Genomic DNA, 24,100 nt, shown 5'->3' with positions numbered 1-24,100 from the left:
ATCGACACCGGCATGGCAGTGCCGGTCGCTCCTTAAGGCCCGCCCATGCGGGCCTTTTTTTTCACGCTGATCTTCCGGGGAAAAACCACGCTGGGGGAACCCGTTCCGGGTGGAGGGGCCTACACCGGCTGGATGCGCCCGCGGTTCAAGGCAAACGGGGCCAGCCCGGTGCTTTGCCGATGCCAGGGGATCACCTCTGCCGCCGGCAAGGCCGCTGCAAACAGGTAACCCTGAAAACTGCCGATCCCGGCGTTGGCCACGGCGGCCAGTTCTTCCCGGCTTTCTACGCCCTCTGCGGTCACAGATAAACCCAGTTCACCCGCCAGCGCGGCAATATGCCGCAACATGGCCTGGCGACGCGGGTCATGCTGCAGATCGCGCACAAACAAGCGGTCGCATTTGATGCCTTCAATCGGCAAAGCGGCCAGTACACCCAAGGACGAATAGCCGGCGCCAAAGTCATCCATGATCACGCCAATACCGCGCATGCGCAGCGCGGTCATGGCACTGACCATGCTTTCGCCGGAGGCAATGATGGCGTGTTCGGTCAGTTCCAGTTTCAGATAGTGCGGGGCGAGTCCATGCTGGCGCAAAGCGGCCTGCAGCCAGTCGGCAAAGTCGGCAGCGGCCAGCGTCACCGGCGCCACGTTCACGGCCACCGTCAATACACTGCCTTGCTGCTGCCAGCGTTGCATATGGCCCATGACAATCTGCAGAATCATCCGGTCCAGCACCGTGGTTTTGCCCTGAAGTTCTGCCGCCAGAAAAAACGGCTCCGGGCTGATTGAGCCCATGACCGGATCGGCAATGCGCAGCAAGGCCTCTTGCTGCCAGACTGTTCCGCCCGTGGTGACAATGGGCTGGAAATACATCTGCAAATGCGCAGGGGAGATCAGCTCTGGCAGGCGGTCAGCAATCAAGGACAACTGGATATCCGCCGCCTTGCCCACCCGGCGTGGTGAGGAACGCACCAGAGAAAGGGCCCGGTTCAACAAAGACTGCCGGGATTGCTCATGCCGCAGGTTCTGCAGTTGATCCATACCTACCGCCAGGCCAAACACCAGCAGCGTAACCAGCAGCGTGACGCTTTCCGCATTGTGGATACCCTGATTGGTACGGATGGGGAAAATATTGATCAGGCACCAGTGCAACGGCACGATGGCCGCCCCGGCCAGCGTGGCTTCTTGCCAGCTCAAAGAGCGGAAATCTGCCCGCACGGCACGTAAACGGGCCAGGCGGTGACGCAACGCAATGGCCACCGCAATGGCCACTGCCAGCAAAATCGATGTCCCCACCGCCAGGAGATTGATCCTGATCTGCCCGTGCACATAATCGGCCACCAGCGTCAGATGCGCGACCACCATGCCAATAGCCAGCCCCAGGCCGGCCACCACGACCTTGCGGGCATCGCTGGCCCGACTCAGGTGGGGCACGGTCAAGCGGGCACTCCCGGTCATGATCAGCAGAGCGCCCAGCGCGGGCGTCAGCTGCAGGCCTTCTCTGGCCAGCCCGGGGTACATGAAGAAACCGACAACATCCAGCGCCCACACCAGGCAACCAATGCACATGGCCGATTGCGATACGCTCAAACGGCGGCTGGGCAAATCGACCACGGTGCCGGCCTGTTCTACCAGGCGCTGACAGATATGAACGACAAAGCTGGCAAAGACCCAGAACAGCACACTTTGCTGACTCAGCGGAAAGCTCACTGTAAAACGCGTCGCGTTTTCGACCAGGAAATTCATCCAGCATGCCTTTTCTACGGCCCGCAGCCCGGCCACACCCGTAGCCGCACGCCATAGCTTGATTTACCACATTGATTAATCAGGATAAAACAGAAAACTGCCAGACTGCTGCACAACGGCCAGAATCGGTCAGGGCATAGACCCGTACTGGTTAGATTTACTGCTGATCACGTTATCAAAACGGGGGAAATGCTGATTTCGGCAAAATATTAGCATTTAATAATCGTGCAAGTGCTGACAGTTTGATGACGATTAGGGAAAACACGTAGCAAATTTGACGAGTTTCCTGACAATCAGCAAATCTGTCCATATCCTGGCACGGAAGCAAAACAACACCTGGCCCATCCAAACCGGATTGAGATTTCCAACCCCTACTTTGCGATGGCCAGCCCGCAGATTGTCTGCATAGATGGTTGTAATGCGTCATGCCGCGCCCATCTAGCCACCACATGACTCTGCGCACGTCAGCCGCTGGCTGCGTTTTTCCCGCTACTCTCCTGTCAAGGAATCAGCATGACCGATCTGTCTTCTTTTCCCATCAGCCAGAAATGGCCCGCGCAAAACCCGGATGTCCTGCAACTGTATTCACTGCCAACGCCCAATGGCGTCAAGGTATCGATCATGCTGGAAGAAACCGGGCTGGCGTATGAGCCGCACCTGGTACGCTTTGACACCAACGACCAGCTCTCGCCCGAATTTCTCTCGCTGAACCCCAACAACAAGATTCCGGCCATCATTGATCCGCACGGCCCAGGCGACCAACCGCTGCCGCTGTTTGAATCTGGCGCCATCCTGATTTACCTGGCCGAAAAAACCGGCAAGCTGCTGCCCGCTGACGCAGCCGCCCGCTATCAGACCATTCAGTGGGTCATGTTCCAGATGGGTGGCGTGGGCCCGATGTTTGGTCAGGTGGGGTTCTTTCACAAATTTGCCGGTAAGGAGTTTGAAGACAAGCGCCCACGTGATCGTTATGTAGCCGAATCCCGCCGTTTGCTGAGTGTGCTCGACCAGCACCTGGCCGGCCGGGACTGGATTATGGGCGACGAGTACACGATTGCCGACATTGCCACTTGGCCGTGGGTAAACAATCTGATCAATTTCTATGAAGCGGGCGAGCTGGTGGGGATTGAGGACTTTGCCAATGTGAAGCGTGTGCTCAAGGCGTTTGTGGCGCGGCCGGCGGTGGTGAAGGGGTTGGGGATTCCGAAGCGGGGCTAGTTTTTGAGGGGCGGCCTGGGTCATGGCAATGAGTCCAGGCACTCCGCTTCGTCATTGCGGCCCTCGGCGATCCTCTTGCGCCGGAATCCAGACTTGTAGGGTGGATTCGGAGCGAAGCGACAATCCACCATTGCAATGTTGTTAGCGCCTGACGGCGCGGGGTTGAAAGGCATTTGATACCCGCGGTGGCGGGAGCACGTTACTTTCTTTGCTTCGCCACCTCGGCGGCCCCAAAGAAAGTAACCAAAGAAAGGCGACCCCGCCCTGCGGCCCTCCGGGCTTCCCTCGGTTGGTCGGGAGCCTGGGTCTCCCTCCACGCCCTCGGCGCTGGGCTTTGACGGGGGCGAAAGTCAAAAACAACCCCAACGGCAACATCCACTGCCACTGCCACTTCAACACGCACCCCACTGACTCGTCATTCCGGCCTTGAGCCGGAATCCAGCGACGACACATGCACACTCTTTACGGTGAATTCGGAGCGCAGCACCGTAGCCCGGATGGAGGCCGATAGGCCGGGAATCCGGGGTGGCCATGCCGGCAAGAATGCTGTTGTGCGGAGGGGGTGGGTTTTCAGGCGCGCGGGGGTCGCGATATGGCCCGCATTGCAACCCCGGATTCCCGGACCTTCGGTCCTTCATCCGGGCTACGATGTGGTTTTCCCCAGATCGCGGGCGGCGAGCCGCCCGCGCTGTGCCCCGGTGGCCGGGGTCTCTCCTTCCCTCAAAAAAAACGGCCGCAAAGGGCCGTTTTTTGTTTTCAGGTCCGGTTCCATGCAGACATGATTAACAACCGGAATGTCACCTTCCCTCTCCCCGTACTTGTCAGGTTGCAACCAAATGATCAAGAGTTAGCTTATAAACACCAAGTGGCCGGCGCACGCCAGGCTGACCCGATCAGGGGGAGGAAGGACATTCATGTCACTATCCGCTTTTCATCGCCTGGGCATGCTGGTCATGCTGCTCTTGTCGGTAGGGTTGCTGGCCTGGCAAACGTGGGGCATGGATCGGGTGTTGTATATCGATGCCCGCAGCGGTTATCCCATCAGCGTGGTCAGCGATGGTGATGGTCAGAAAGACCCAACCGGTTATTCGCGGGCGAGCTATCACCCGGATGGTCACCGCATGCGCATGAATTGCACGCTGACCACACGCTACGACTGGCCGTATTGCGAGCTGGATGTCACGCTTGCCAAAGCTCCGGATGGCATTGATCTGGCCGACTACGACCGGGTGGAGATCAAGCTGGATTACCAGGGCCCGGGCCGGCGCCAGGTGCGGTTTGTGGCCCGTAATTTTGACCCGGCGTATAGCAAGGTCGAGACCCCGGAGACCTGGAAAAACAACCTGGTCAGCTTTACGCCCAAAGCTGGCGGTGAAGAAGTTTCCATCCCGTTTGATCTCTTTAGCGTGGCCGAATGGTGGCTGGATGATCACCATATTCCGCTCTTGCAAAGCGCGGTAGACCTGCACCGCGTGCCCATGATCAGCCTGACGACCGCCGGGTTCAAAGAGCCGGGCGAACACCAGATCAGCATTGATTACATTGCGTTCCACGGCAAATGGATCAGCCGCGAAAAACTGGCGACCTTGCTGGTGCTGTGCTGGATTTTACTCAGCGCCATTGCCCTGATTCAGGATCAGGCGCGGCTGAACCAGAGCCTGAGCGAGAGTCGTCAGCGCGAACACGCACTGCGGGACCTGGCCGATACGCTACATCTGGAGAAAATCCAGATTTCCGAGCAGGCGCAACGTGATCCGCTGACGGGCATCCGCAACCGCGCCGGCGTGCTGGAAGAGTTGTTACGCGCATCTGAACATGCCCGGCACAGCGGCAAACCCCTGGCGATGGTGTTTGTGGATATCGACCACTTCAAAGAAGTGAACGACACCCATGGGCATGAGGTGGGCGACATGGTGCTCAAGCAATTTGCGCAATTGCTGGGGACGCAAATCCGCTCCGGGGATTATCTGGTGCGTTGGGGTGGTGAAGAGCTGGTGCTGTTCTTCCCCAATGCCGCGCTGGATACCGCCACCAGCCGTGCCGAACGTATGCGCCAGTCCGTCACGGAGGTCATCTGGCCGGCCGGCATGCGTATTACCGCCAGTTTTGGCGTCACGGTCATGGGTATGGACGAGCAAATCAGCCAGTTCATCCGCCGCGCTGACGATGCGCTGTACGAAGCCAAACGCACAGGGCGTAACCGGGTGGTGAGTAAAGCGCCGGGAGACTCTATGTCCGTCGGCAGAACGCCAAAGACAACCGATGGAGAAGATCAGGAGACGTGATGGGTAGCCCGCCTTACCGTTCACGGTCGGGCTGGCACCTCACCTTACCGCCGTGCACAACTCTTGATGTAATCCAGCTGCGGGTAGTTCTGCGTCAGATAGGTCGCCCCATCCATTGCTGCAATTTTTTGCGGATCGGGGCCCTTCCCCCACGGTGGCATATCGCCATAACTGGTGTTCAGGTGGGCCACCGTGCTTTGCAGGCTGGCCGGGGTGATCTGCGCAAACGGGGTTTCCCAGGCTTGTTCGCCCAGGCCGCCGATATTGTCGCCCAAAGTGATGAACATCTGGGTGGAGCGGGTGTTGGGGCCGGCACCGGCAAAACTCAGATAGCCCCGTTTGAACGCGCGCAGGGCCGGCTGTTTGGGATCGTCGGGAATGTTGGCGTAGGTTTTGGCGCTGGCATGCGGCGGCATGGCGCCAAACTGGCAGATAAAGTTGTTTACGCAGCGGAACAAAGGCACGTTGGTGAAGAAACCGTCATCCACCAGTTGCAGAAAACGGGCAGCACCCAATGGTGACCAGGCGGGCTGAACGGCGATCTCCAGATCACCCTTGGTGGTTTTGCAGACCACGCTGACCGGTTTGGGGTCCGCCGCGTGGGCCAGTGTCAGGCTCAGGCAGGCCAGCACACTCAACAGCAGGTGACTACGCTTCATGTCATTCTCCGGCGGGGCTTTGTCGTTTTGTAATGCTGTGCCCGGAGCATGCCACAGGTGGCGATTTGCCCAAATAACGCCCAATAAAAAACCCGCCAGCGGCGGGTTTTTGTGGAATAACGGTCGATCAGGCTGAGGTATTCACCAGGCTACCTACGCGTTGACCCAGCGTGTTGTACGTAGGGTTGTTGTTCTGCGCTGTCGCAGCCGCATTTTGCTGCGCCTGGGCAGCTTGATGCGCCGCGTTGTTGGCGGCGATCTGGTTAATCTGGTTGACCGAGTGCGTGGTGTTGACCGTGGTACTGCCGTTGGCGGTGGTCACACCATTATTGACCGGCGTGGCAGACGTAGGGCCTGGCGCGGTTGCGGCACGCACTTCATCGTGCGTGTTGTTGTCTTGCGCGCGCCCCAGCGTCTGATTATCGTTTGCTTGCGGCGCACGCTGCAGCGCAGACGACGCTTGGGTCGAGGCAATGGGGCTGTTCAAACCAACGTTCATGATGACTCCTGATACACGTGCGGCAACCGCTATGCGGCTGGCATGTCGTAATTATCTGCCGTTTTCTGCCGGATGCCAGTCACCGATCGTCAGATTGACCAACTCTACCCGTCATTGATCGCCCTAAAGCCGTTCCGGCTTACGCACAGTGCGGTGCCAGCACGGCACAAAACGCTGACATTGCTTGTGCACCGGATTTTGTTGCGCACACGATTGCGGACTTGCATACAAGCGACTGACAGCCGTATTCAGTAAAAAAGAGACGAATGGTCGTTCTGAGCGTGCAGGCTTGCTATGGCGGCCATGTACTTGCCTTGGCAATATTTGTATGTAAAACGACACAGGCTGCATGGGTGTCTTCGGCTTGTCACGGAGGCCCGGCGTAATACGCCGCGATCCGCACCCGCCAGAGGTGCATTACCTGGAGCACTCCGATGTCAAAACGCTTGTCCTGCCTTGCGCTGTTGCTGTCCTTCGCTTCTGCGGCCACGTTTGCCGCCACTTCCCGCGCCAGTTGGGTGGTCAACGATATCTATAACTACAACCATCCTTATGCCGCGACCGACAGTGCGGATCTGGCCACCAAGATGTCGACCATGAATGGCAGCGCGTTCTATTTTTATCGTGGCACGGCAGACATCTTCTATCACGACATGACCACCCTGCCCGCTTCGGCTTATACCAGCGCCTCGACGGCTTTTACCTGGTTGGGCGGCGATGCGCATCTTGCCAATTTTGGGGCCTGGCAAGACAGCAGCGGCAAGGCCGTATTCACCGTAGATGATTTTGACCAGGGCTATCTGGGTCAGTACGTGTGGGATCTGCGCCGCGCGGCGGTCAGCATGGTGCTGGCAGGCCGTGAAAACGGGCTGGCCGACAAGGACATCACCACCAGTATCAATACCTTTGTCAACGCTTACCTGGCGCAATTGGGCAAATTCAACGGCACGACCGCAGAAAAGAGCTTTCAACTGACCACCAGCAACACCAGCAGCGTGATCAAGGATGTGATCTCTGACGCGGCTGGCGACAAGCGTTCAGACTTGCTGTCCAAATACACCACCACGAGTGGCAGCAAGCGCGTGTTCCAGACCACCTCGGCGCTGGTCACGGTGAACAGCAGCACCTACTCCGCCATCACGGCCGCCGTCGCCAGCTATGTGCAGACGATTTCGTCCGGCAAGCAATATGCGGCCAGTTTCTACACGGTGAAGGATATCCGCCAGAAACTGGGTTCCGGCACCGGCAGCCTTGGGCGTTATCGCTATTACGTGCTGGTGGAGGGCGCCTCGACCTCGACCTCGGATGACGTGATTCTGGAACTCAAACAAGAAGCGCTGAGCGATGTGGCCATTGCCGCCCCGGCGCAACTGAGCACGGGTGATTACGCCAATAACGAAGGCGATCGGGTGGCCCGCACCGCCAAAGCCCAAGTCCTGAATGCAGATGTACTGGTGGGCTACACCACCATCAACGGCATTCCGTTTTATGTGCACGAGAAATCCCCGTTTGCGGAAGACTTTGACTACACGCAACTGACCAGCAGCAGCAAATTCAACACCGCCATGACCTATGTCGGTCAGGCGCTGGCTTCCGCCCACGCCCTGGCGGATCAGGACTATGACAGCACTGTTGTGCCCTACCAGATCGAAACCGAGATTCTGAACGCAGTGACCAGCCAGAGCGGTCTGCAAAGCGAAATTTCCGCCTTTGCTTTCAGCTATGCCGATCAGGTGAATCTGGACTGGCAAGCCTTCCAGGCGGCCTACAAGGCCGGTACACCGCTGTATTGATTCAGTCCGGTCTGATAAACCGCCCCACAGCAACGGCCGCCTGAATGCGGCCGTTTTGTTTTTAATGACCGCTGGTCGCCTGTGCCGTTGACAGGCCCATGCATTTGCTTAAATATGACGAACATCATATATCGATTGGTGAACGGTCATGCAAGCCAAGCCCAGCCGCAAGGAACTCAGCCATCAGCGCATTGTTGATGTGGCGGCCCGCGCCATCCGCCGGGCCGGGTATAACGGGGTGGGCGTGGCCGACATCATGAAAGAAGCCGGACTGACCCATGGCGGCTTCTACGCCCACTTTGCCTCACGCGATGCCTTGCTGGTCGAAGCCATGGACCAGGCGGCACGCCAAAGCACGGCCAATATCACGCAGGGGCTGGAACAAGCACGGCAGCAGGGGCTGAGCCCGCTGGCGGCACTGGTGGAGGCTTATCTGTCTGATGCCCACCTGGCGGATGCCGAGTGTGGTTGCCCGGTGGCTGCTCTGGGTTCAGACATGCCACGCCAGTCCGATATGGTGCTGGATGCCGCCCGCAACCGGGTACAGGCCTTTATTGAAGGCATCCGCAAGTTTCTGCCCGATGAACATGCAGCTCAGGCGCCCGTGCTGGCCGGCGCCCTGGTCGGCACCTTGCAACTGGCGCGCACGCTGGGTGATAACGAGGCCGGCAAGGCCATCCTGGCCAATGCCCGCACCACCTTGCGCGCGCAGTACGATGCAGCATCCGCCATTTCCATGCCAGCGTCAGACGCACTCCCCCACTGACTCTGGTCTGTTCTTTGGTAGCACCCGGCCTGGCCGGTTTTGGTTTGATTTAAAATATGATGATCGTAATATTAAATGAGTAAAACCTCAGGAGAAACATCATGAAACTCGAAAACGCAGTTGTATTGATTACCGGCGCCAACCGTGGTCTGGGCCTGGCCTTTGCCAAAGCAGCACTCGCCCGGGGTGCGCGCAAAGTTTATGCCGCCGCCCGTGACCCGGCCACGGTCACGCTGCCCGGTGTCATCCCGGTCAAACTGGATGTCACCAGCGATACCGACGTTGCCGCACTGGCCGCCGAATTCAAAGACGTGACCGTACTGGTCAACAACGCCGGCATCGCGCAGATGACCGGGTTTCTGGACGATAACGGCGTAGAGTCGGCCCGCCAGCAAATGGAAACCAACTACTACGGCCCGCTGCGACTGACCCGCGCCTTTGCCGGCACCCTGGCCGCCAACGGCGGTGGCGCCATCCTGAATGTGCTGTCTGTCGTGTCCTGGATCAACTCGCCCATGATGGCGGGTTACAGCGCCAGCAAATCCGCAGCCTGGAGCCTGACCAACGGCCTGCGCCACGCCCTGCGCGCGCAAGGCACACAGGTGCTGGGACTGCATATGGGTTTTGTGGATACGGACCTGACCCAAGGCATTGACGCCCCCAAGACCGCCCCGGAGGTCATCGTCGCGCGTGCCTATGACGCGCTGGAAGCCGGCGCGGATGAAGTGCTGGGTGACGAGATCACCGAGCAGGTCAAGGCCGGGCTTTCGGCCACGCCTGGTGTTTATACAACTGACCTGCGGGCGCGGGCGGAGTAAGGCGGAGATGGCGACGGCAGGATGATGCTTGCCGTTGCCGTTGCCGTTGCCGTTGCCGTTGCCGTTGCCGTTGCCGTTGCCGTTGCCGTTGCCGTTGCCGTTGGGGTTGCTGTTGCTTTTGAATTACCTCCCCTCCGGCAGCGCCGAGCATCGCAGCGAAGTCCGGGGTTTCGGCGTAAGGGTGTTTGAGCCCGTAGGGCGAGTTCCCTGGAGCCAGCCGGACTTCGCGAGAAGCGCAGGGAACCCCAAAGGGGCGCTGTCGCAGGGGTCGCCTTTCTTTGGTTACTTTCTTTGGGGCCGCCGAGGTGGCGACGCAAAGAAAGTAACGTGCTCCGGCCACCGCCGGTATCAAATGCTTTTAAAACCCACGCCGTCAGGCGCTAAAAACCACAGCAATATGAACCAGAAAGCCACCCCGGATTCCCGCTTCGCTTCATCCGGGCTACGAGTGGCATCTGCCAGCAAAGGCCGCCTGCGGTGGCCGAACTGGTTTCCGGGGCAAGGGGGCCGCCGAGGACCGGAACAACGAGTCAGTGGAACAGCCCTGGCCCCCATGCCCATAGCGCAGTCACCACTCACACTCCGGCGAACCACCTCCCCGCCCGAGGCAGGAACAGCGTCCCGCTATCTCAAATCCGGAACTCCGCCACAATCTCCCGCAACCGCCCAGCCAGCCCATTCACCGTCGTGGCCTGATCCGCGGCAGTGCGGGTGGCGGCCCCGTTGTGTTCGCTGCTTTGAGCCAAATGCTCCACGTTTTGCGAGATCGATTCATTGGCGATGCTTTGCTCACGCACCGCCAGCGCGACCTCACCCATGGCGGATTCAATCCGGCTGCTGGCATCACGCAGTTGCTGCACCACGTCGGCGGCGTTACCAGCTTGCGTGCGGCATTCGTCCACCCGCCCGACGACCAGTTCCATCTGTGAGACCACGCGGCCCACGCTGTGCTGGATGCCGGTAATGGTGGTCTGAATCTGGTTGGTCGAGTTGGAGGTATGTTCAGCCAGTTTGCGCACTTCATCCGCGACCACGGCAAAGCCACGGCCCTGCTCCCCTGCGCGGGCGGCTTCAATGGCTGCGTTCAGCGCCAGCAGATTGGTCTGCGAGGCCAGGCTCTTGATCACGTCCAGCACGCCGGAAATCTCGCTGGAGGCATTACCCAGTTGATCCACGTCGCGCGCGGCTTCTTCAATCAAAGAGGCAATGGAGGTAATGCTGGTCTGGGTGCGCCCGAATTCCTCGGCGCTCTGCCCGCTTTTGCCACCGGCTTCTTTGGATAAACCATGGGCCTCCTGGGCCTCGGTCGAGGTATGCGCCAGGCTGACCGCAATCTCCTCTACCGCTGCGGCAATGCTGCCGGTATTCTGGTTTTGCAACTCGGTACTGTTGGCCAACTGGCGCGAGGCCCCATCCAGCGCAGTGGCGCTAGCGGAGAGTTCATTGGACACCGTGTTCATGCGCTGCAGGGCTTTCTGGACATGGCTGAGACAGGTATTGAGCGCCGTCCCCAGGGCGCCAATCTCGTCGTCGGATGTCACGTTGATGCGTGAGGTGAAGTCGTTTTCCCGCGTCAGCACCTGGACCTTGTTGGCGACTTCTCCCAGCGGGCCGGTGACCGTCCGCGTGGCCAGCCAGTAAAAGCCGGACAAACCAGCCACAATAGCCACAATCATGCCCACCATACTCAGCATGAACTGGCGTTCTGCCATGTTGTGGGCTTGCGCTTCAATCTGGGTGGAGTCATCACTGATCCGGGCGACGGCGTCGGTCAGCATGCGGGTGGGCTCGCGGTCGATTCCGGCCACGGCGGCATCTCCGGCGGCAGATTGAAAGCCGGCGGCCTTGAAGGCTTCCAGGCCTTTGCGATACCCCTCGCCCAGCTTTTGGTGGGCGTCCCGGAACTGGCGGACCAGATCGGCACTGGGGCCAGGCGGCAGGCTTTGTTGCAGATGGTCTGCGGTCTGTTGTACTGCGGCCTCGTCTTTCAGGAAGGCACTCCAGTACTGATCCAGTTTTTCTGGCTTGCTGCCGCGCAGCAGGGTGTCTTTCCACTCCTGCACCTGGATTTTGAAGGTCACTTGCATGGACAGCACTTGTACGCGTGCGTCTTGCAACTGTTTGACGTCGTTTTCGTAGCGGCGCACGCTCGATTGCATGCCGGCAATGCCGACAAACGCCGCCGCTGCCACGAGGCTGGCGGCAACCAGATAGCACACCAGAATCTTGCCTCGAACGCTTCGCAACATGGCGGCTCTCCCTTCCGACAATGTCATGCCTTGATCATAAGTCAGGCTTACATTTTTTGCTTACGGGATGGCGCCGGTGTCAGTTTCCTTGCACACATGCTTGCATAAGCAATTGAATTTTTGCGAAAACCGCGGAGGCATGCGCAATCTTTGCTGGCAAGTGTTGCAAAGATTGGGCTAGTGCGTCAGTAGATAGCGGCTGATATCAATGCCATAACGCTCTGCGGATTCCACCCCCACAATGCGATCCGCGCCCCGCTGTGCCTGCCGCGCCATGTCAAACTCCTCTGGCGGGATATAACTGTTGCTGCGCAGTGAAAACACCACCTTCAGCCGGGGCAACAAAGGGGCCTTTGCGTTGGCTTCAATCACCACCGCCAGCCGCCCGGATTCCAGCCGCACCACAGACCCCACCGGGTAGATGCCCACCGTGCGGATAAAGTGCTGCACCAGTTGCGGGTCAAAGTGATCCGGACTCCATTCCCACAGCTTGCGCAGCACCTGCGCGGCTGGCAGGCCCTTGTGATAGACGCGGTCAGAGGTAATGGCGTCGTAGACATCCACAATCGAGGCCATGCGCGTGATCTGGCTGATTTGATCCCCTTTGAGCTTGTGCGGGTAACCCGTGCCATCCAGCCGCTCGTGATGATGCAGGGTGACTTCCAGCGCAATCGGGTCAATGCCATCCAGTTGCCGCAGCACTTCCCAGCCTTCCAGCGGGTGGCTTTTGATGACGTTGAATTCTTCTTCGGTCAGCCGGCCGGGTTTGTCCAGAATGTGATCGGGCACGCACATCTTGCCCGTGTCATGCAGCAAACCGGCCACGCCGGCACTGCGCACGGTGTCTGCGTCCATGCCCATGCTTTTGGCAAACGCAATCATCAGGGTGCCGACGGCGACCGAATGCAAAAAGGTGTATTCGTTCTTGTTGCGAATGCACAAGATGCCCAGCATGGCGCTCGGGTTGCGCTCAATGGTGCCGGCAATGGCATCAACCACGTCTTCCACTTCGGCAATTTCGACCATGCGCCCAAGGCGGACATCCTGCATGACCTTGCGCACGGCCCTGTCGGCCTGCTTGTGAATACTGACCGCACGATGAGCTTCATCCCGCAGTGAAGTCGGTTTGTGGCCGGCCCCATCGGGTTTGAGCAATGCTTCAAGCAAGGTGGCTTCGGTCCTGGCCTGGACTTCTTCCAGGCTTGGTGCTTCCGCCACATCCCGCCCTTTGGCGGAGTCGATGTACAACTCTTTCAGGCCGATAGCGCGAATCTGCGCCAGATCTTCGGCCGAATCGAGCATGAACTGGTTACGCACAAACGGGTGATCGAACCACGCCAGGTTCAGATCATGGATATACATACCCACCGTTAGCTGGTCGATTGTTATTTTACGGATCATGCACGGGCTCTACAGGGTGTGGAATGCGGCACGTTGGCCCGACTGACCTGGCCGATTCAACCGGTCAGTCAGTTTCCACTGTAACAGCGCTCTGCTTCGGCGGGTGGGCCGGGCTTATCCGGCAGGCAGATTTGCCACAAACGGGGCCGTTGGCGTGCCCTGGTGGAACACCATCTGCCAACCCAGGCCGGCCTGACGCCAGACCGAACTGCGCAAGGCATGCAAAGAGAGCGTGCCATCGCTAGCGAGTGCGGCAGAGCGATAGGTCAGCAAGGCAATCGCCGGGGCCAGGCGCTTGAAGCGGAACTCATCGGCATACACCGTGGGGGCATCGCGCTGGGCCATCAACTCGTGCAGCATGGCGGCTTTGTCCCAGGTCCGCCCGGACCGGCCGATCTCGGTAAAGCCGTCGTCCAGTAATGCCCCCACCTTGACCGCATCCTGCCGCACCACTGGCCGGTGCAAGGTGGTTTCAAGCTCAATCAGATGGGCATACAAAGCGGCGTCGGACAAGTCAGGCATGGCGTGGCGCAACATCCGGCAAGGTTTGATGGATGGGTTTACATGGCACGGTCGCCACGGGGACGGCTGTTGAATTCATCCACCAGCTTTTGTTCCTGGCGCGCTTCGCGCTTGAGTTCATTGGCATTGTGGCGCGTTTCCAGCGTCTCGAAGGCCTTGACCTTCTTTTCGCACTCTTGCCATGCCGCCTTGAACTTATCGTACTCACGTTGCAGGCGTTCGACCTCAGTCATCTGCTGCGTGGCCGCTTCATCCAGTCGGCCCAGAAAGAGTTGAAAATCCCGCCATTGGGTGACCGTCATGCCGCCCTGCCCGGACTGGGTCAGCCGGGCCCGGTATTCCGAGCGGTACGATTCAACCTGAAACAATTTTTGCCGGGCCGTTTCTGTTTTGGCAGCGGCACTTTGCATGATTCTGGCGGCGTCTTCGCGTTGTTCGCGGCTAAGCGACAACAGAAAGGCAAAACGAAACTGAGCCACGTTGTTATATCCGTAAAACGGTCATCACCCTGCAAACCACGCCCAGCGCGGCTTACTGCGGCGGTGCCACGCCAAAGAGTTCAGCCAGTCTGGTGCGTGCACCGGCATAGCTTTCCCGTTCTTCGATGGCCTGCTGCAGAAAATGCTCAAACGAGGGGAAGCGGCGGATGGCGTCATCCAGGGTTGGATCACTGCCCGCCACATACGCCCCCACACTGAGCAGATCGCGACTGCGTTGGTAACGCGACCACAAATGCTTGAAACGACGAACCAGCTCGTACTCCTGGGGAGACACGATATCGGTCATCACCCGGCTGATCGATGCTTCGATATCAATCGCCGGATAATGGCCAGATTCAGCCAGATTACGCGACAGGACAAAGTGGCCGTCCAGAATGGCCCGCGCGTTATCCGCAATCGGGTCTTGCTGGTCATCGCCTTCCGACAACACGGTATAGAACGCCGTGATGGAGCCCCCGCCCTCTTTGCCGTTCCCTGCACGCTCCACCAACTGGGGCAAACGTGCAAAGACCGACGCCGGATATCCCTTGGTAGCAGGTGGTTCGCCCACTGCCAAGGCAATCTCGCGTTGGGCCATGGCGTAACGGGTCAGCGAGTCCATGATCAGCAAGACGTTCTTGCCTTCATTGCGGAAATACTCGGCAATGCTGGTGGCGTAGGCCGCGCCGTACAGGCGCAGCAAGGGCGAGGTATCTGCCGGCGCAGCCACCACGACCGAACGTTGCAAGCCGGATTCACCCAGAATGTTTTCGATGAAATCCTTGACCTCACGGCCACGTTCACCGATCAAGCCCACCACCACCACATCAGCCGTGGTATAGCGGGCCATCATGCCCAGCAGCACGGATTTACCCACGCCTGAGCCGGCAAACAGGCCCAGCCGTTGCCCACGCCCCACCGTCAACAGGGCGTTGATGGCGCGCACGCCGACGTCCATGACATCCCGCACCGGTTCGCGGTACATCGGGTTGAACGGACGCGCGAACAGCGGCATCCAGTCTTCGCTTTCCACCCGGCCTTTGCCATCCAGCGGGCGACCCAGGGCATCCACCACCCGGCCCAGCATGCCCCAGCCCACCGGCACCTGGCGGCCGTGATCTTCGATACGCCGTTGCGGCGCACGCGGCTTGCCATACTCGGGAACCCACGCTGCGACATCTTCATGCGGCACGACTTCGGCGCCAGGCTCGACCCCATAGATTTCGGTCAGCGGCATCAAAAACAGTTTTTCGTCCTGGAACCCCACCACCACGGCTTCGACCGCCAGGTTGCCCGGCGTCATCACTTCACACGACGCCCCAATGGACAAGCGCAGGCCGGTGGCCTCCAGCACGAGGCCGGACACGCGCACCAGCTTGCCGCGCGGCAGCCAGGGGCGGATGCGCTTGCTGGCCGCAGCGGCTTCTTCCAGGTACAACCGGGTGGTATCAAACAGATTCGTCATCGGCCGGCGCATCCAGATCCAGCGAAACCGATTCGATCTCGGGCGGCACGATCGGCACCGGCGTGGCAGCCGGTGGCGGGACGGGATCGGGTGCTGACAAGGCGGGTTCCGGCACCAGCGGCACTTCCGCATTCCAGGCCAGATCGGCCCGATTGGCACGTTGCAATACGCGCAATTGGGACGCCCAGCGAGACGCCAGCGTCAAATCAGCCCGCAAGGTCGGGGTTTCTACCTTGCAACCGCCCGGCGTCTGGTTGGGATCGACCACAATGCGCCAGACATCACGCGGCAATTCCACGCCCAGCAAGGCTTCCAGCGCGTCAACATCATCCGGATGCGCAATGATGCGGGCCGGCGCACGCACCACCGGCATGGAGTCAATCAGTTCACGGATCACCGGCAGCACACGGTTGCGGTCGGCATCGATTTCCACCCGCGCCAGTTCACGCGCCACCACGAGCGAGAGGTCCAGCACGGACTCGGCCAGTTCTGCCTGGGCGCGTTCAGAATAATTGGCAAGCTGATCCAGCAAGACCTTGAGCCGGCTGATTTCGTCCTCAGCCTGCGCCCGGCCGGCAGCCAGGCCTTCGGCCTGACCGGCGTTAAAACCTTCTTCATGCGCTTGCTGGTGAATGGCTTCCAGTTCTTCTGCCGTGGGCAGGGGCACACGTGGCAAGACCGGTTGATCCGGCACAGCGGGCACGACAGGCTCTGCTACCGGCGCGGCCTGCGGCGTGGGCGCGGGCTCTGCCACAGGCGTCGGAACGGGGGCCGGGGCATGCCCTGGCCGCACACGCGGCGGCGTGGGGTCGTCGATCGTACCCAGTTCCCAGCGCTCCCAGGCGGTGAGTTCTTCACGCGGGATGACGCGACGCGGGGGGTTAGCCATGAGGTGACATCCTCATTATTCGACGAGCCCTTCTTCACCCTTGCCGGACAACACAATCTGGCCTTCGTCAGCAAGGCGGCGCACGATTTTGAGAATTTCTTTCTGCTCGGATTCCACTTCGGAGAGTTTGACCGGGCCTTTGGCCTCCAGATCATCGCGCAACATTTCTGCGGCGCGCTGGGACATGTTCTTGAAGATTTTGTCCCGCAACTGCGGCGTGGTGCCCTTGAGTGCAATGACCAGCGAGTCAGACTGCACTTCACGCAACAACAACTGGATACCGCGGTCGTCGATATCGAGCACGTTGTCGAAAGTAAACATCTTGTCCTGGATGCGTTGTGCCAGTTCCGGATCGTACTCCCGCACGCTGGAAATGGCCGACGCCTCGACCACGCCACCCATAAAGTTGAGGATGTCGGCCGCCATCTGCACGCCGCCCATGGCACTCTTCTTGAGCTTGTCCGAGCCGGACAACAATTGCGTCAGCACGTCGTTCAGTTCTTTCAGTGCAGCCGGTTGTACGCCTTCCAGCGTGGCAATCCGCAGCAGCACGTCGTTGCGGTTACGCTCAACAAAGTTAGCCAGCACTTCAGACGCCTGATCCGGCTCCAGGTGCACCAGGATGGTGGCAATAATCTGCGGGTGTTCGTTCTTGATCAGTTCAGCCACGGCGGCAGAATCCATCCACTTGAGGGACTCGATACCGTTGTTGTCATTGCCCTGCAAGATGCGGTCCAGCAGGTTGGCGGCTTTGTCCGAGCCCAGTGCCTTGGTCAGCACAGAGCGGATATATTCGTCGGCCGCGCCCAGGTTGGCACGGTTTTGCGTGGAATCCATGAAGTCGCCCAGCACCCCGTCGACTTCTTCGCGCTTGACGTTGTCCATGGCGGCCATGGTAAAGCCCAGCTTCTGGACTTCCTTGGGGCCAAGGTAGCGGAACACCTCGACGGCGGCTTCTTCGCCCAGCGTCATCAACAAGATGGCGGCTTTGCGTACGCCTTCTTCGTTCAGTGTGGCGGGCATGGTCTGCACTCCAGGAAAAGGGGTTGCCGGGCAGCGGCCACCCGCAATCAAACAAGCAATCGGGCAAGCGGTCAAACAGATGAGGCCCGGTCTCGCCGGGCCCCGTCACCAGATCAACCCACCTTGTTGGAATTCGGCGAGGCGTCTTCCTCGTTCGACATCCATTCGCGCAAGATGGTTGCCACCATGCGCGGGTCGTTCTTGGCCATTTCGCGGGCTTGACCCAGGAGGTCGGCCTGCGCGGCAATCCTGGCGGCGGCTTCCTGTTCTTCGTCTTCGCGCGCGGCGGCTTCTTCGTCGGTCAGGGTGACGCCATCGCCAAAATCGATTTCCACGGTTTTGGGCTCTTCGCGCGCTTTGGAAAGATCGCGCATCAGCGGGCGCACCACAAACAGCAACAGATACAACACCACCAGCGCAATCAGGCCCAGCTTGATCAGGTTGGCCAGGTTCGCTTTGATAAACGACATGGCCTGGTCCTGGAAGCCTTGTTCGGCTTCCGGCAGTGGCGCCCCAGCAAAGGTCGCGTTGACGACGTTGATCGAATCGCCCCGATCCTTGTTATAACCGATCGACTCCTGCACCAGATTGTTGATCTGGGTCATTTCCTGCGGCGTATAGGGGGCCCAGGTCAGCTTGCCATCTTTGTCACGGTTGGGCTTGTAGTTGATGACTACCCCGGCAGACAGGCGCTTGACGGTGCCCACCGGCTGTTTGACGTGCTGAACCGTCTTGTCCACTTCGTAATTGGTGGTGGATTCACGGCGCGAATTAGACCCGCCAGCGGGCGCGGCAGCGGCCGGACCAGAGGCGCTGGTGACGGTGATCGGCGCAGCCGCAGCCCCCGGCGGCTGGTTAGACAGCGCGCCAGGCACGCCAGCAGCACCTGCGCCGGCATCCTTGCCGTCCTGGCTCATGGTTTGCTGGCTACGAATCGAAGCGGTATCAGACGCGGTATTGGGCTTATAGGCTTCGGAAGTCTGCTCCACTTCGGCAAAGTCCACCTGGGCGGTGACTTCGGCGTGGACATTTTCCTTGCCGACCAGCGGCTCCAGAATGGACTGGATGCGATCAACGTAGCCTTTCTCGATCTGCTGCACGTACACCAGTTGGCGTGCGTCCAGATTGGCGTGATTGGCCGAATTGTTGTTGGACAACAAATTGCCGTCCTGATCCACCACGCTGATGTTTGATACCGTCAGTTCAGGCACGCTGGAAGACACCAGGTGCACAATACCCGCTACCTGGCCCGGATCCAGCGCCCGGCCTGGGCGCATGGTCAGAATCACGGAGGCCGACGGCTTTTGCTGATCCCGCAAAAAGACGGTCTGCCGCGGCATGGCAAGGTGCACGCGCGCTTTGTCGACGGACTGGATGGTTTCGATGGAGCGCGCCAGTTCACCTTCCACCGCGCGTTGATAGTTCACTTGCTCCGCAAATTGTGAAACACCGAACTTCTGGTTATCCATCAATTCGAAGCCGACATCGCCAGATTTGGGCAGGCCACGCGCGGCCAGTTGCAGGCGCACGTCATAGACGCGATTGGCCGGCACAGAAATGGTGCCACCCTGGTCGGTCTTGTAGGGGATGTTGAGTTGTTGCAAGGACTGGAGGATTTCGCCGCCGTCCTTGTCTGCAATATTAGTGTAGAGAATGCGGTAATCGGGTTCGCGGCTCCACAGGGCCACGCCGATCAAGACGGCGATCAACGCCGCCAGCCCGATCATGAACAGGGCTTTGCGCGAATTCGGGAGATCCAGAAAGCGCTGACGGGCTGACTCCAGGGCATTACCCTGTGCACGCCCGCCCTCAACTGCTACGTCCGCTTCCGCCATAACAAACTTGTAAGTGCCCGGTTATACCGCCAGATCATCAGACCTGGAGGTTCATGATTTCCTGGTACGCGCTAACCAGTTTGTTGCGCACCTGCACCATGGTCTGGAAAGAGAGGCTCGCTTTTTGCAGCGAGACCATCACATCTTGCAGGTCTGCATTGGGGTCCCCGGATTGAAAAGCCGTTTGCTGTGCTTCAGCGCTGTTCTGAACTTGCGCAACCTGGTCGATCGACGACTTGAGCATATCCGCAAAATTGGCGGCGCCCGTGTCGCTGGCAGCGGGCGCAGCACTCTGGCCTGCTGCTTGCGCAGACATGGCTTTCAGTTCGCCCAGCAATTGATCGATGCCTTGCACGCTCATGGCTTGTTTGGTCCGTTTGGGGCCGTTGAAAATGGATGAGACATAAAAAGACGCAGTATGCCCAGATTGTAGGGGGCCGGGGCCCTGCCGGGCAAGCAATTCATGCATTTGTACTTGCTGCGGCACATCCGCAACACCCAGGCAAGACCGGCTGTCCGTCGGCCCGGCTTACGCGTCAAGGCCGCCATCTTCTTCGCGGTACTGCTGCAGCTTGTAACGCAGCGTGCGCTCGCTCATTCCCAGCCGTTCAGCGGCCTGTTTACGCACGCCGCCACTGGCCCGCAGCGCGTCCAGAATGTGTTGTTTTTCCAGCGCCTTGAGGTCGGTTGGCGCCGCTGCCACGACATGGGCAACAACCGCCGCCGTACTCATCACCGGGGCAGGTGCTCCGGGGCGTTGCGGCAGGTATAAATGTGCCGCCTCGATCACGTCACCCGGGGCCAGAATCAAGGCCCGCTGCACCACGTTGTCCAGTTCGCGGATATTGCCTTCCCAGCCGTGGGCGGCCAGTTGCCGGATGGCCTCTGGCGTCAGCGCCGGAGCACGGCGGTTCATGCGGGCAGCATGACGGGCCAGCATGGCGCGGGCCAGCGGCACCACGTCATCCGGCCGCTCGCGCAATGCCGGCAGCGCCAGCGGGAACACATTGAGCCGGTAATACAGGTCTTCCCGGAAATGGCCATTGGCCACCGCGTTGGGCAGATCCCGGTTGGAGGTCGCCAGAACACGCAAATCCACTTTCAGCGGTTTGGTGCCACCTACCCGCTCCACCTCACGCTCTTGCAACACGCGCAGCAGCTTGGCCTGCAGCGAGAGGGGCATTTCGGTAATTTCATCAAGCAACAGCGTGCCGCCATCTGCCTGTTCAAACTTGCCGATATGCTGCACGGCCGCGCCCGTGAATGCGCCGCGTTCGTGCCCAAACAGGGTGGACTCCAGCAATTGTTCCGGAATCGCCGCACAGTTGATCGCAACGAAAGGTTTGTCTGCCCGCGGGCTGTTGCGGTGGATAAAGCGGGCCAATACTTCCTTGCCGGTGCCCGATTCACCAGTGATGAGCACCGAGGCATCCGATTGCGCCACCCGGCGCGCGACATCCAGCAAGGCGCGCATGGCCGGGTCTTCGGCAATCACGTGCTCCTCGCTGCCATCGGGCAGCAGATAACGCGCCACCTCTTGCAACAACGCATCAGGCTCAAAGGGTTTGGGCAGGTAATGCGCGGCGCCGGCATGCAGGGCCGCCACCGCTTTTTCGACCACGCCATAGGCGGTCATCAAAATGACCGGCACCCACGGGTAACGCCGTTTGATTTCGCCCAGCAGGGTTTCACCATCCATGGGACGCATCTGCACGTCTGACAACACCAGACCCACACGCTGGTGTTCCAGCAGTTTGAGCGCGGCCTGGCCATCTGACGCCTCGACCACATCGTGGCCGCCCAGGGTCAGTGTATCCACCAGCGCTTCGCGCAATGCATCGTCATCTTCAACGATCAAAACCGGTAATGCCATGGTTTACCCGTACAACTTGGTGATTGAGCAATCGAGCGCAGCGGCGGGCGCTCAGCGCGCCGGAATGCGGCTTAACTGCAGCATGCGCGCAGCCATATCCTTGAGTGGCAACACTTCTTGTACCCCACCGGCGGCGATGGCTTCTTTGGGCATGCCAAAGACCACGCAACTGGCTTCATCCTGCGCCAGGGTCTGCGCCCCCGCTTCACGCATTTCCAGCATGCCGGCCGCCCCATCGCGCCCCATCCCGGTCAGGATGACCCCGACCACGTTAGCGCCGCCCAGGTTGGCTGCGGAACGGAACAGCACATCCACTGACGGCCGGTGCCGGTTAACCGGCTGGGCCTGGGATAAAGCGCAGGTCCAGGCCGGACCGTTACTGGTCAGCAACAAGTGCGAATGGCCTGGCGCAATATAAGCGCAGCCCGTTTGCAAGCGCTCGCCATCTTCGGCCTGTTTGACGCGGATGCGACAGATCGAGTCAAGTCTCTGGGCAAAAGACTGGGTGAAGCTTTCCGGCATGTGCTGGGTGATGAGGATGGGTGGCGTATCTGGCGGCAAGGGCTCAAGCAATACCTTGAGCGCCTCGGTGCCACCGGTGGATGCACCCACCACAATGACACGGGCAGAGGTCACCGGCGGGCGCACCTTGCGGGGCAGCACGACATCAGCGGTGTAACTGGGGACATTCAGCATGGTCGGTTTTTCGCCGTATTCTGGCCGCGACATCGACATCCTCCTGCGGGGTGGCGGACCCGGACCGGGGATCGCTTTATATCACTTCATTATGGTGTAGTCAGCACACCGTTGCGAGATGACCTGCCGTGGAACACCTGTCAGCCTTGCCGGGGCGGTCTCAGACTCTGGCCGGTCCAGGCAGATAATGCACGACCACCTCATTGCCGCTGCCCGGAAACTGGATCGCCGCGCACATGGAGCGTACCAGCATCAGGCCGCGTCCGTGCAGCCGGGCCGGATCATCTTCCGGCAAGTTGAAACGCGGCCAGTCAAAACCCGGGCCGGTGTCCTTGATGCGAATGCGCAACACATCGCGGCCGTTGATCCGCAGGCCATTCAGGTCAATTTCGATGTGCCCTTGCTTGAGTGCGGCCAAACGCTGTCCGCGCACCAGCAGATACCGATCCATACCCTGCTCGCCTTGCTTGAGGGTGGAATCCATATTCAACAGGCCATGATCCAGCGCATTGACGAAGAGTTCGCTCAGGATCAGGAACACCTCAGACTGGTACGGCTTGAGCACCTTGATCTCGTTCACAAACGACATCATGAACGGCACGGTGTTGATGTACTGGAGTTCTTCCGCGCCCAGGGTCAGGCTGTAATGCCACATGCTTTGACCGGTACCGACCAGCGCCATGGTGGCCATAGCCTCGGCACTTTGCTGCGCGGCCAATGGGCGCTCGCCCAGCATGTGCTGCCCAAACCGCATCATCACCAGCGAGATATCGTCGTGATGCGGATGACCGGCCAGATGATCAGCCAGCGCGCCCTGCAAGGCAGAGAGGCGTACTTCTTCGGGTTGTTGGCGCACCAGTTGCAACAAGCGCGCCTCGCTGAATGCTTCACCATCTGGTGCACGTGCTTCGGTCAAACCATCAGAACAGGCCAGCACCGTACCCGGCTCGCTATAGAAATAGCGGGCGGTGATGGTTTCCATGTCCTGGGTGGGCACAATACCCAGCGGCAGATTGGAGGACTTGAACTGATGTACCACCGCACCCTTGCTATCGAGCATATGGACGGTCGGCATACCGCCGTTCCAGACTTCAATACAGTGCGTGGTTTCATCGATGGCAATCAGTACCGTAGCGACAAACCGCCCCACCGGCAGCACCTGACGCACCTTGTTGTTCATTTCCACCAGAATGTCAGAGAGCGAATAGCCCTTCTCTGCCATGCTGTAAAACGGCTGGGTCAGCGGCAGCACATTCAGCGCCGCCGTCAGGCCATGGCCGATGCCGTCGGCCAACAGCACATACAACACCTGACCGGGCGTGCGCGCAGCCGCAATCAAGTCGCCAGACAAGGATTCAGCCGGTGACAGCCAGTAATCAAGCAAGGGGTCGTTCAGACGTTCGGCATTGACCATCTGGTCCATCAAATGCCGTACCACGCGTTTTTCTTCTTCGGCCGCGTCGTAATAACTGGCAAGGCGGGCAGACTGCTCGCGCACCTTGCGATTGAGTTCCAGCGTACGGTTGAAGGCCTTGAGTTTGGCCTCCAGCACCCGGAAATTGACGGGTTTGCTGATGTAATCGTCGGCGCCGCGCTCAATGGCGTCGGCCAGCCGGTTTTCTTCACCCACCCCGGTGACGAAAACGATAGGCACCCAGGATTGCCCGGCCTCTTCCTTGATGGCGACCGCAGCTTCCGGGCCAGACATGACCGGCATCATCATGTCCATCAGCACCAGATCAGGCTGATGCTGGCGCCATTTTTGGACAGCCTCGCTCCCATCACGCGCCTGGATCACACTATGACCCAGGGCCTCTATAAAACGGGAAATCAGAAGGAGGACTGCCTCGGTGTCATCGACAACGAGGATTTTCATGCCGGGGGG

Annotated in this window: 20 protein-coding genes; 5 read left to right on the top strand and 15 right to left on the bottom strand. The window is 59.9% G+C overall.

The window, feature by feature from the left end:
* Positions 1 to 119: 119 nt before the first annotated feature.
* Positions 120 to 1,745, bottom strand: coding sequence for an EAL domain-containing protein (locus HNQ50_RS17495; RefSeq protein ID WP_184102494.1), 1,626 nt, complete (start codon positions 1,743 to 1,745; stop codon positions 120 to 122).
* A gap of 513 nt (positions 1,746 to 2,258) precedes the next feature.
* On the opposite strand from HNQ50_RS17495, the gene HNQ50_RS17490 reads away from it, so the two are divergent.
* Positions 2,259 to 2,963, top strand: a complete 705-nt coding sequence (locus HNQ50_RS17490; RefSeq protein WP_184102493.1) for a glutathione S-transferase N-terminal domain-containing protein — start codon at positions 2,259 to 2,261, stop codon at positions 2,961 to 2,963.
* Between the two features lie 914 nt (positions 2,964 to 3,877).
* A complete protein-coding gene (locus HNQ50_RS17485; protein ID WP_184102492.1) occupies positions 3,878 to 5,248 on the top strand; it encodes a GGDEF domain-containing protein in 1,371 nt (456 codons plus the stop codon).
* 44 nt (positions 5,249 to 5,292) lie between these two features.
* On the opposite strand, the gene HNQ50_RS17480 is transcribed toward HNQ50_RS17485, so the two are convergent.
* Positions 5,293 to 5,907, bottom strand: coding sequence for a peptidylprolyl isomerase (locus HNQ50_RS17480; RefSeq protein ID WP_184102491.1), 615 nt, complete (start codon positions 5,905 to 5,907; stop codon positions 5,293 to 5,295).
* 127 nt (positions 5,908 to 6,034) lie between these two features.
* Entirely contained in the window at positions 6,035 to 6,406 is a 372-nt protein-coding gene (locus HNQ50_RS17475) for a hypothetical protein (RefSeq protein WP_184102490.1), read from the bottom strand.
* Positions 6,407 to 6,840: 434 nt separating this feature from the next.
* Here HNQ50_RS17475 and HNQ50_RS17470 point away from each other — a divergent pair, with 434 nt between their 5' ends.
* The 3 genes from HNQ50_RS17470 to HNQ50_RS17460 all read left to right on the top strand — a co-directional run bounded on the left by HNQ50_RS17470 (position 6,841) and on the right by HNQ50_RS17460 (position 9,783).
* The gene (locus tag HNQ50_RS17470) at positions 6,841 to 8,199 is read left to right on the top strand and encodes a DUF2252 domain-containing protein (protein ID WP_184102489.1); all 1,359 of its coding nucleotides are present in this window, start codon (positions 6,841 to 6,843) and stop codon (positions 8,197 to 8,199) included.
* Positions 8,200 to 8,347: 148 nt separating this feature from the next.
* The gene (locus HNQ50_RS17465) at positions 8,348 to 8,965 is read left to right on the top strand and encodes a TetR/AcrR family transcriptional regulator (protein WP_184102488.1); all 618 of its coding nucleotides are present in this window, start codon (positions 8,348 to 8,350) and stop codon (positions 8,963 to 8,965) included.
* A 101-nt stretch (positions 8,966 to 9,066) separates the two neighbouring features.
* Positions 9,067 to 9,783 carry an SDR family oxidoreductase gene (locus HNQ50_RS17460; RefSeq protein WP_184102487.1) on the top strand — a complete coding sequence of 239 codons (717 nt, stop codon included), beginning with the start codon at positions 9,067 to 9,069 and terminating at the stop codon, positions 9,781 to 9,783.
* Between the two features lie 629 nt (positions 9,784 to 10,412).
* Here the strand turns inward: HNQ50_RS17460 and HNQ50_RS17455 are convergent.
* From HNQ50_RS17455 to HNQ50_RS17400, 12 genes are all read right to left on the bottom strand, one after another.
* On the bottom strand, positions 10,413 to 12,032 hold the full coding sequence (locus tag HNQ50_RS17455; protein ID WP_184102486.1) for a methyl-accepting chemotaxis protein: 1,620 nt from the start codon (positions 12,030 to 12,032) through the stop codon (positions 10,413 to 10,415).
* A 177-nt stretch (positions 12,033 to 12,209) separates the two neighbouring features.
* Positions 12,210 to 13,433, bottom strand: coding sequence for an HD-GYP domain-containing protein (locus tag HNQ50_RS17450; RefSeq protein ID WP_184102485.1), 1,224 nt, complete (start codon positions 13,431 to 13,433; stop codon positions 12,210 to 12,212).
* 114 nt (positions 13,434 to 13,547) lie between these two features.
* Positions 13,548 to 13,955 carry a nuclear transport factor 2 family protein gene (locus tag HNQ50_RS17445; protein WP_184102484.1) on the bottom strand — a complete coding sequence of 136 codons (408 nt, stop codon included), beginning with the start codon at positions 13,953 to 13,955 and terminating at the stop codon, positions 13,548 to 13,550.
* 38 nt (positions 13,956 to 13,993) lie between these two features.
* Positions 13,994 to 14,434 carry a flagellar export protein FliJ gene (gene fliJ, locus HNQ50_RS17440; RefSeq protein ID WP_184102483.1) on the bottom strand — a complete coding sequence of 147 codons (441 nt, stop codon included), beginning with the start codon at positions 14,432 to 14,434 and terminating at the stop codon, positions 13,994 to 13,996.
* 52 nt (positions 14,435 to 14,486) lie between these two features.
* Positions 14,487 to 15,899, bottom strand: a complete 1,413-nt coding sequence (gene fliI, locus HNQ50_RS17435) for a flagellar protein export ATPase FliI (protein WP_184102482.1) — start codon at positions 15,897 to 15,899, stop codon at positions 14,487 to 14,489.
* Positions 15,883 to 16,788 carry a flagellar assembly protein FliH gene (locus HNQ50_RS17430; protein WP_184102481.1) on the bottom strand — a complete coding sequence of 302 codons (906 nt, stop codon included), beginning with the start codon at positions 16,786 to 16,788 and terminating at the stop codon, positions 15,883 to 15,885. The genes fliI and HNQ50_RS17430 overlap by 17 nt, the downstream gene beginning before the upstream one ends.
* Before the next feature lie 15 nt (positions 16,789 to 16,803).
* Complete coding sequence (gene fliG / locus HNQ50_RS17425) at positions 16,804 to 17,811, bottom strand: flagellar motor switch protein FliG (protein ID WP_246428772.1); 1,008 nt, start codon at positions 17,809 to 17,811, stop codon at positions 16,804 to 16,806.
* A 113-nt stretch (positions 17,812 to 17,924) separates the two neighbouring features.
* A complete protein-coding gene (fliF, locus tag HNQ50_RS17420) occupies positions 17,925 to 19,646 on the bottom strand; it encodes a flagellar basal-body MS-ring/collar protein FliF (RefSeq protein ID WP_184102480.1) in 1,722 nt (573 codons plus the stop codon).
* A gap of 37 nt (positions 19,647 to 19,683) precedes the next feature.
* The gene (fliE, locus tag HNQ50_RS17415) at positions 19,684 to 20,007 is read right to left on the bottom strand and encodes a flagellar hook-basal body complex protein FliE (protein ID WP_184102479.1); all 324 of its coding nucleotides are present in this window, start codon (positions 20,005 to 20,007) and stop codon (positions 19,684 to 19,686) included.
* Positions 20,008 to 20,175: 168 nt separating this feature from the next.
* Positions 20,176 to 21,519 carry a sigma-54-dependent transcriptional regulator gene (locus tag HNQ50_RS17410; protein ID WP_184102478.1) on the bottom strand — a complete coding sequence of 448 codons (1,344 nt, stop codon included), beginning with the start codon at positions 21,517 to 21,519 and terminating at the stop codon, positions 20,176 to 20,178.
* A 51-nt stretch (positions 21,520 to 21,570) separates the two neighbouring features.
* The gene (locus HNQ50_RS17405) at positions 21,571 to 22,248 is read right to left on the bottom strand and encodes a chemotaxis protein CheB (RefSeq protein ID WP_281386218.1); all 678 of its coding nucleotides are present in this window, start codon (positions 22,246 to 22,248) and stop codon (positions 21,571 to 21,573) included.
* 127 nt (positions 22,249 to 22,375) lie between these two features.
* Positions 22,376 to 24,091, bottom strand: a complete 1,716-nt coding sequence (locus HNQ50_RS17400; protein ID WP_184102477.1) for an ATP-binding SpoIIE family protein phosphatase — start codon at positions 24,089 to 24,091, stop codon at positions 22,376 to 22,378.
* Between the last annotated feature and the right edge of the window lie 9 nt (positions 24,092 to 24,100).

Source organism: Silvimonas terrae (assembly GCF_014202765.1).
Lineage (GTDB): Bacteria > Pseudomonadota > Gammaproteobacteria > Burkholderiales > Chitinibacteraceae > Silvimonas > Silvimonas terrae.
The sequence above is the reverse complement of the archived record's forward strand: the minus strand, read 5'-3'. Positions and strand labels throughout refer to the sequence as shown.

Coding starts and splice junctions, on each gene's coding strand:
- HNQ50_RS17445 (WP_184102484.1), bottom strand. CDS start 13,955: ATGCCTGACTTGTCCGACGCCGCTTTGTATGCCCATCTGATTGAGCTT.
- HNQ50_RS17475 (WP_184102490.1), bottom strand. CDS start 6,406: ATGAACGTTGGTTTGAACAGCCCCATTGCCTCGACCCAAGCGTCGTCT.
- fliG (WP_246428772.1), bottom strand. CDS start 17,811: ATGCCCGCCACACTGAACGAAGAAGGCGTACGCAAAGCCGCCATCTTG.
- HNQ50_RS17455 (WP_184102486.1), bottom strand. CDS start 12,032: ATGTTGCGAAGCGTTCGAGGCAAGATTCTGGTGTGCTATCTGGTTGCC.
- HNQ50_RS17460 (WP_184102487.1), top strand. CDS start 9,067: ATGAAACTCGAAAACGCAGTTGTATTGATTACCGGCGCCAACCGTGGT.
- HNQ50_RS17410 (WP_184102478.1), bottom strand. CDS start 21,519: ATGGCATTACCGGTTTTGATCGTTGAAGATGACGATGCATTGCGCGAA.
- fliE (WP_184102479.1), bottom strand. CDS start 20,007: ATGAGCGTGCAAGGCATCGATCAATTGCTGGGCGAACTGAAAGCCATG.
- HNQ50_RS17400 (WP_184102477.1), bottom strand. CDS start 24,091: ATGAAAATCCTCGTTGTCGATGACACCGAGGCAGTCCTCCTTCTGATT.
- HNQ50_RS17495 (WP_184102494.1), bottom strand. CDS start 1,745: ATGAATTTCCTGGTCGAAAACGCGACGCGTTTTACAGTGAGCTTTCCG.
- HNQ50_RS17430 (WP_184102481.1), bottom strand. CDS start 16,788: ATGGCTAACCCCCCGCGTCGCGTCATCCCGCGTGAAGAACTCACCGCC.
- HNQ50_RS17465 (WP_184102488.1), top strand. CDS start 8,348: ATGCAAGCCAAGCCCAGCCGCAAGGAACTCAGCCATCAGCGCATTGTT.
- HNQ50_RS17405 (WP_281386218.1), bottom strand. CDS start 22,248: ATGTCGCGGCCAGAATACGGCGAAAAACCGACCATGCTGAATGTCCCC.
- fliI (WP_184102482.1), bottom strand. CDS start 15,899: ATGACGAATCTGTTTGATACCACCCGGTTGTACCTGGAAGAAGCCGCT.
- HNQ50_RS17470 (WP_184102489.1), top strand. CDS start 6,841: ATGTCAAAACGCTTGTCCTGCCTTGCGCTGTTGCTGTCCTTCGCTTCT.
- HNQ50_RS17480 (WP_184102491.1), bottom strand. CDS start 5,907: ATGAAGCGTAGTCACCTGCTGTTGAGTGTGCTGGCCTGCCTGAGCCTG.
- fliF (WP_184102480.1), bottom strand. CDS start 19,646: ATGGCGGAAGCGGACGTAGCAGTTGAGGGCGGGCGTGCACAGGGTAAT.
- HNQ50_RS17450 (WP_184102485.1), bottom strand. CDS start 13,433: ATGATCCGTAAAATAACAATCGACCAGCTAACGGTGGGTATGTATATC.
- HNQ50_RS17490 (WP_184102493.1), top strand. CDS start 2,259: ATGACCGATCTGTCTTCTTTTCCCATCAGCCAGAAATGGCCCGCGCAA.
- HNQ50_RS17485 (WP_184102492.1), top strand. CDS start 3,878: ATGTCACTATCCGCTTTTCATCGCCTGGGCATGCTGGTCATGCTGCTC.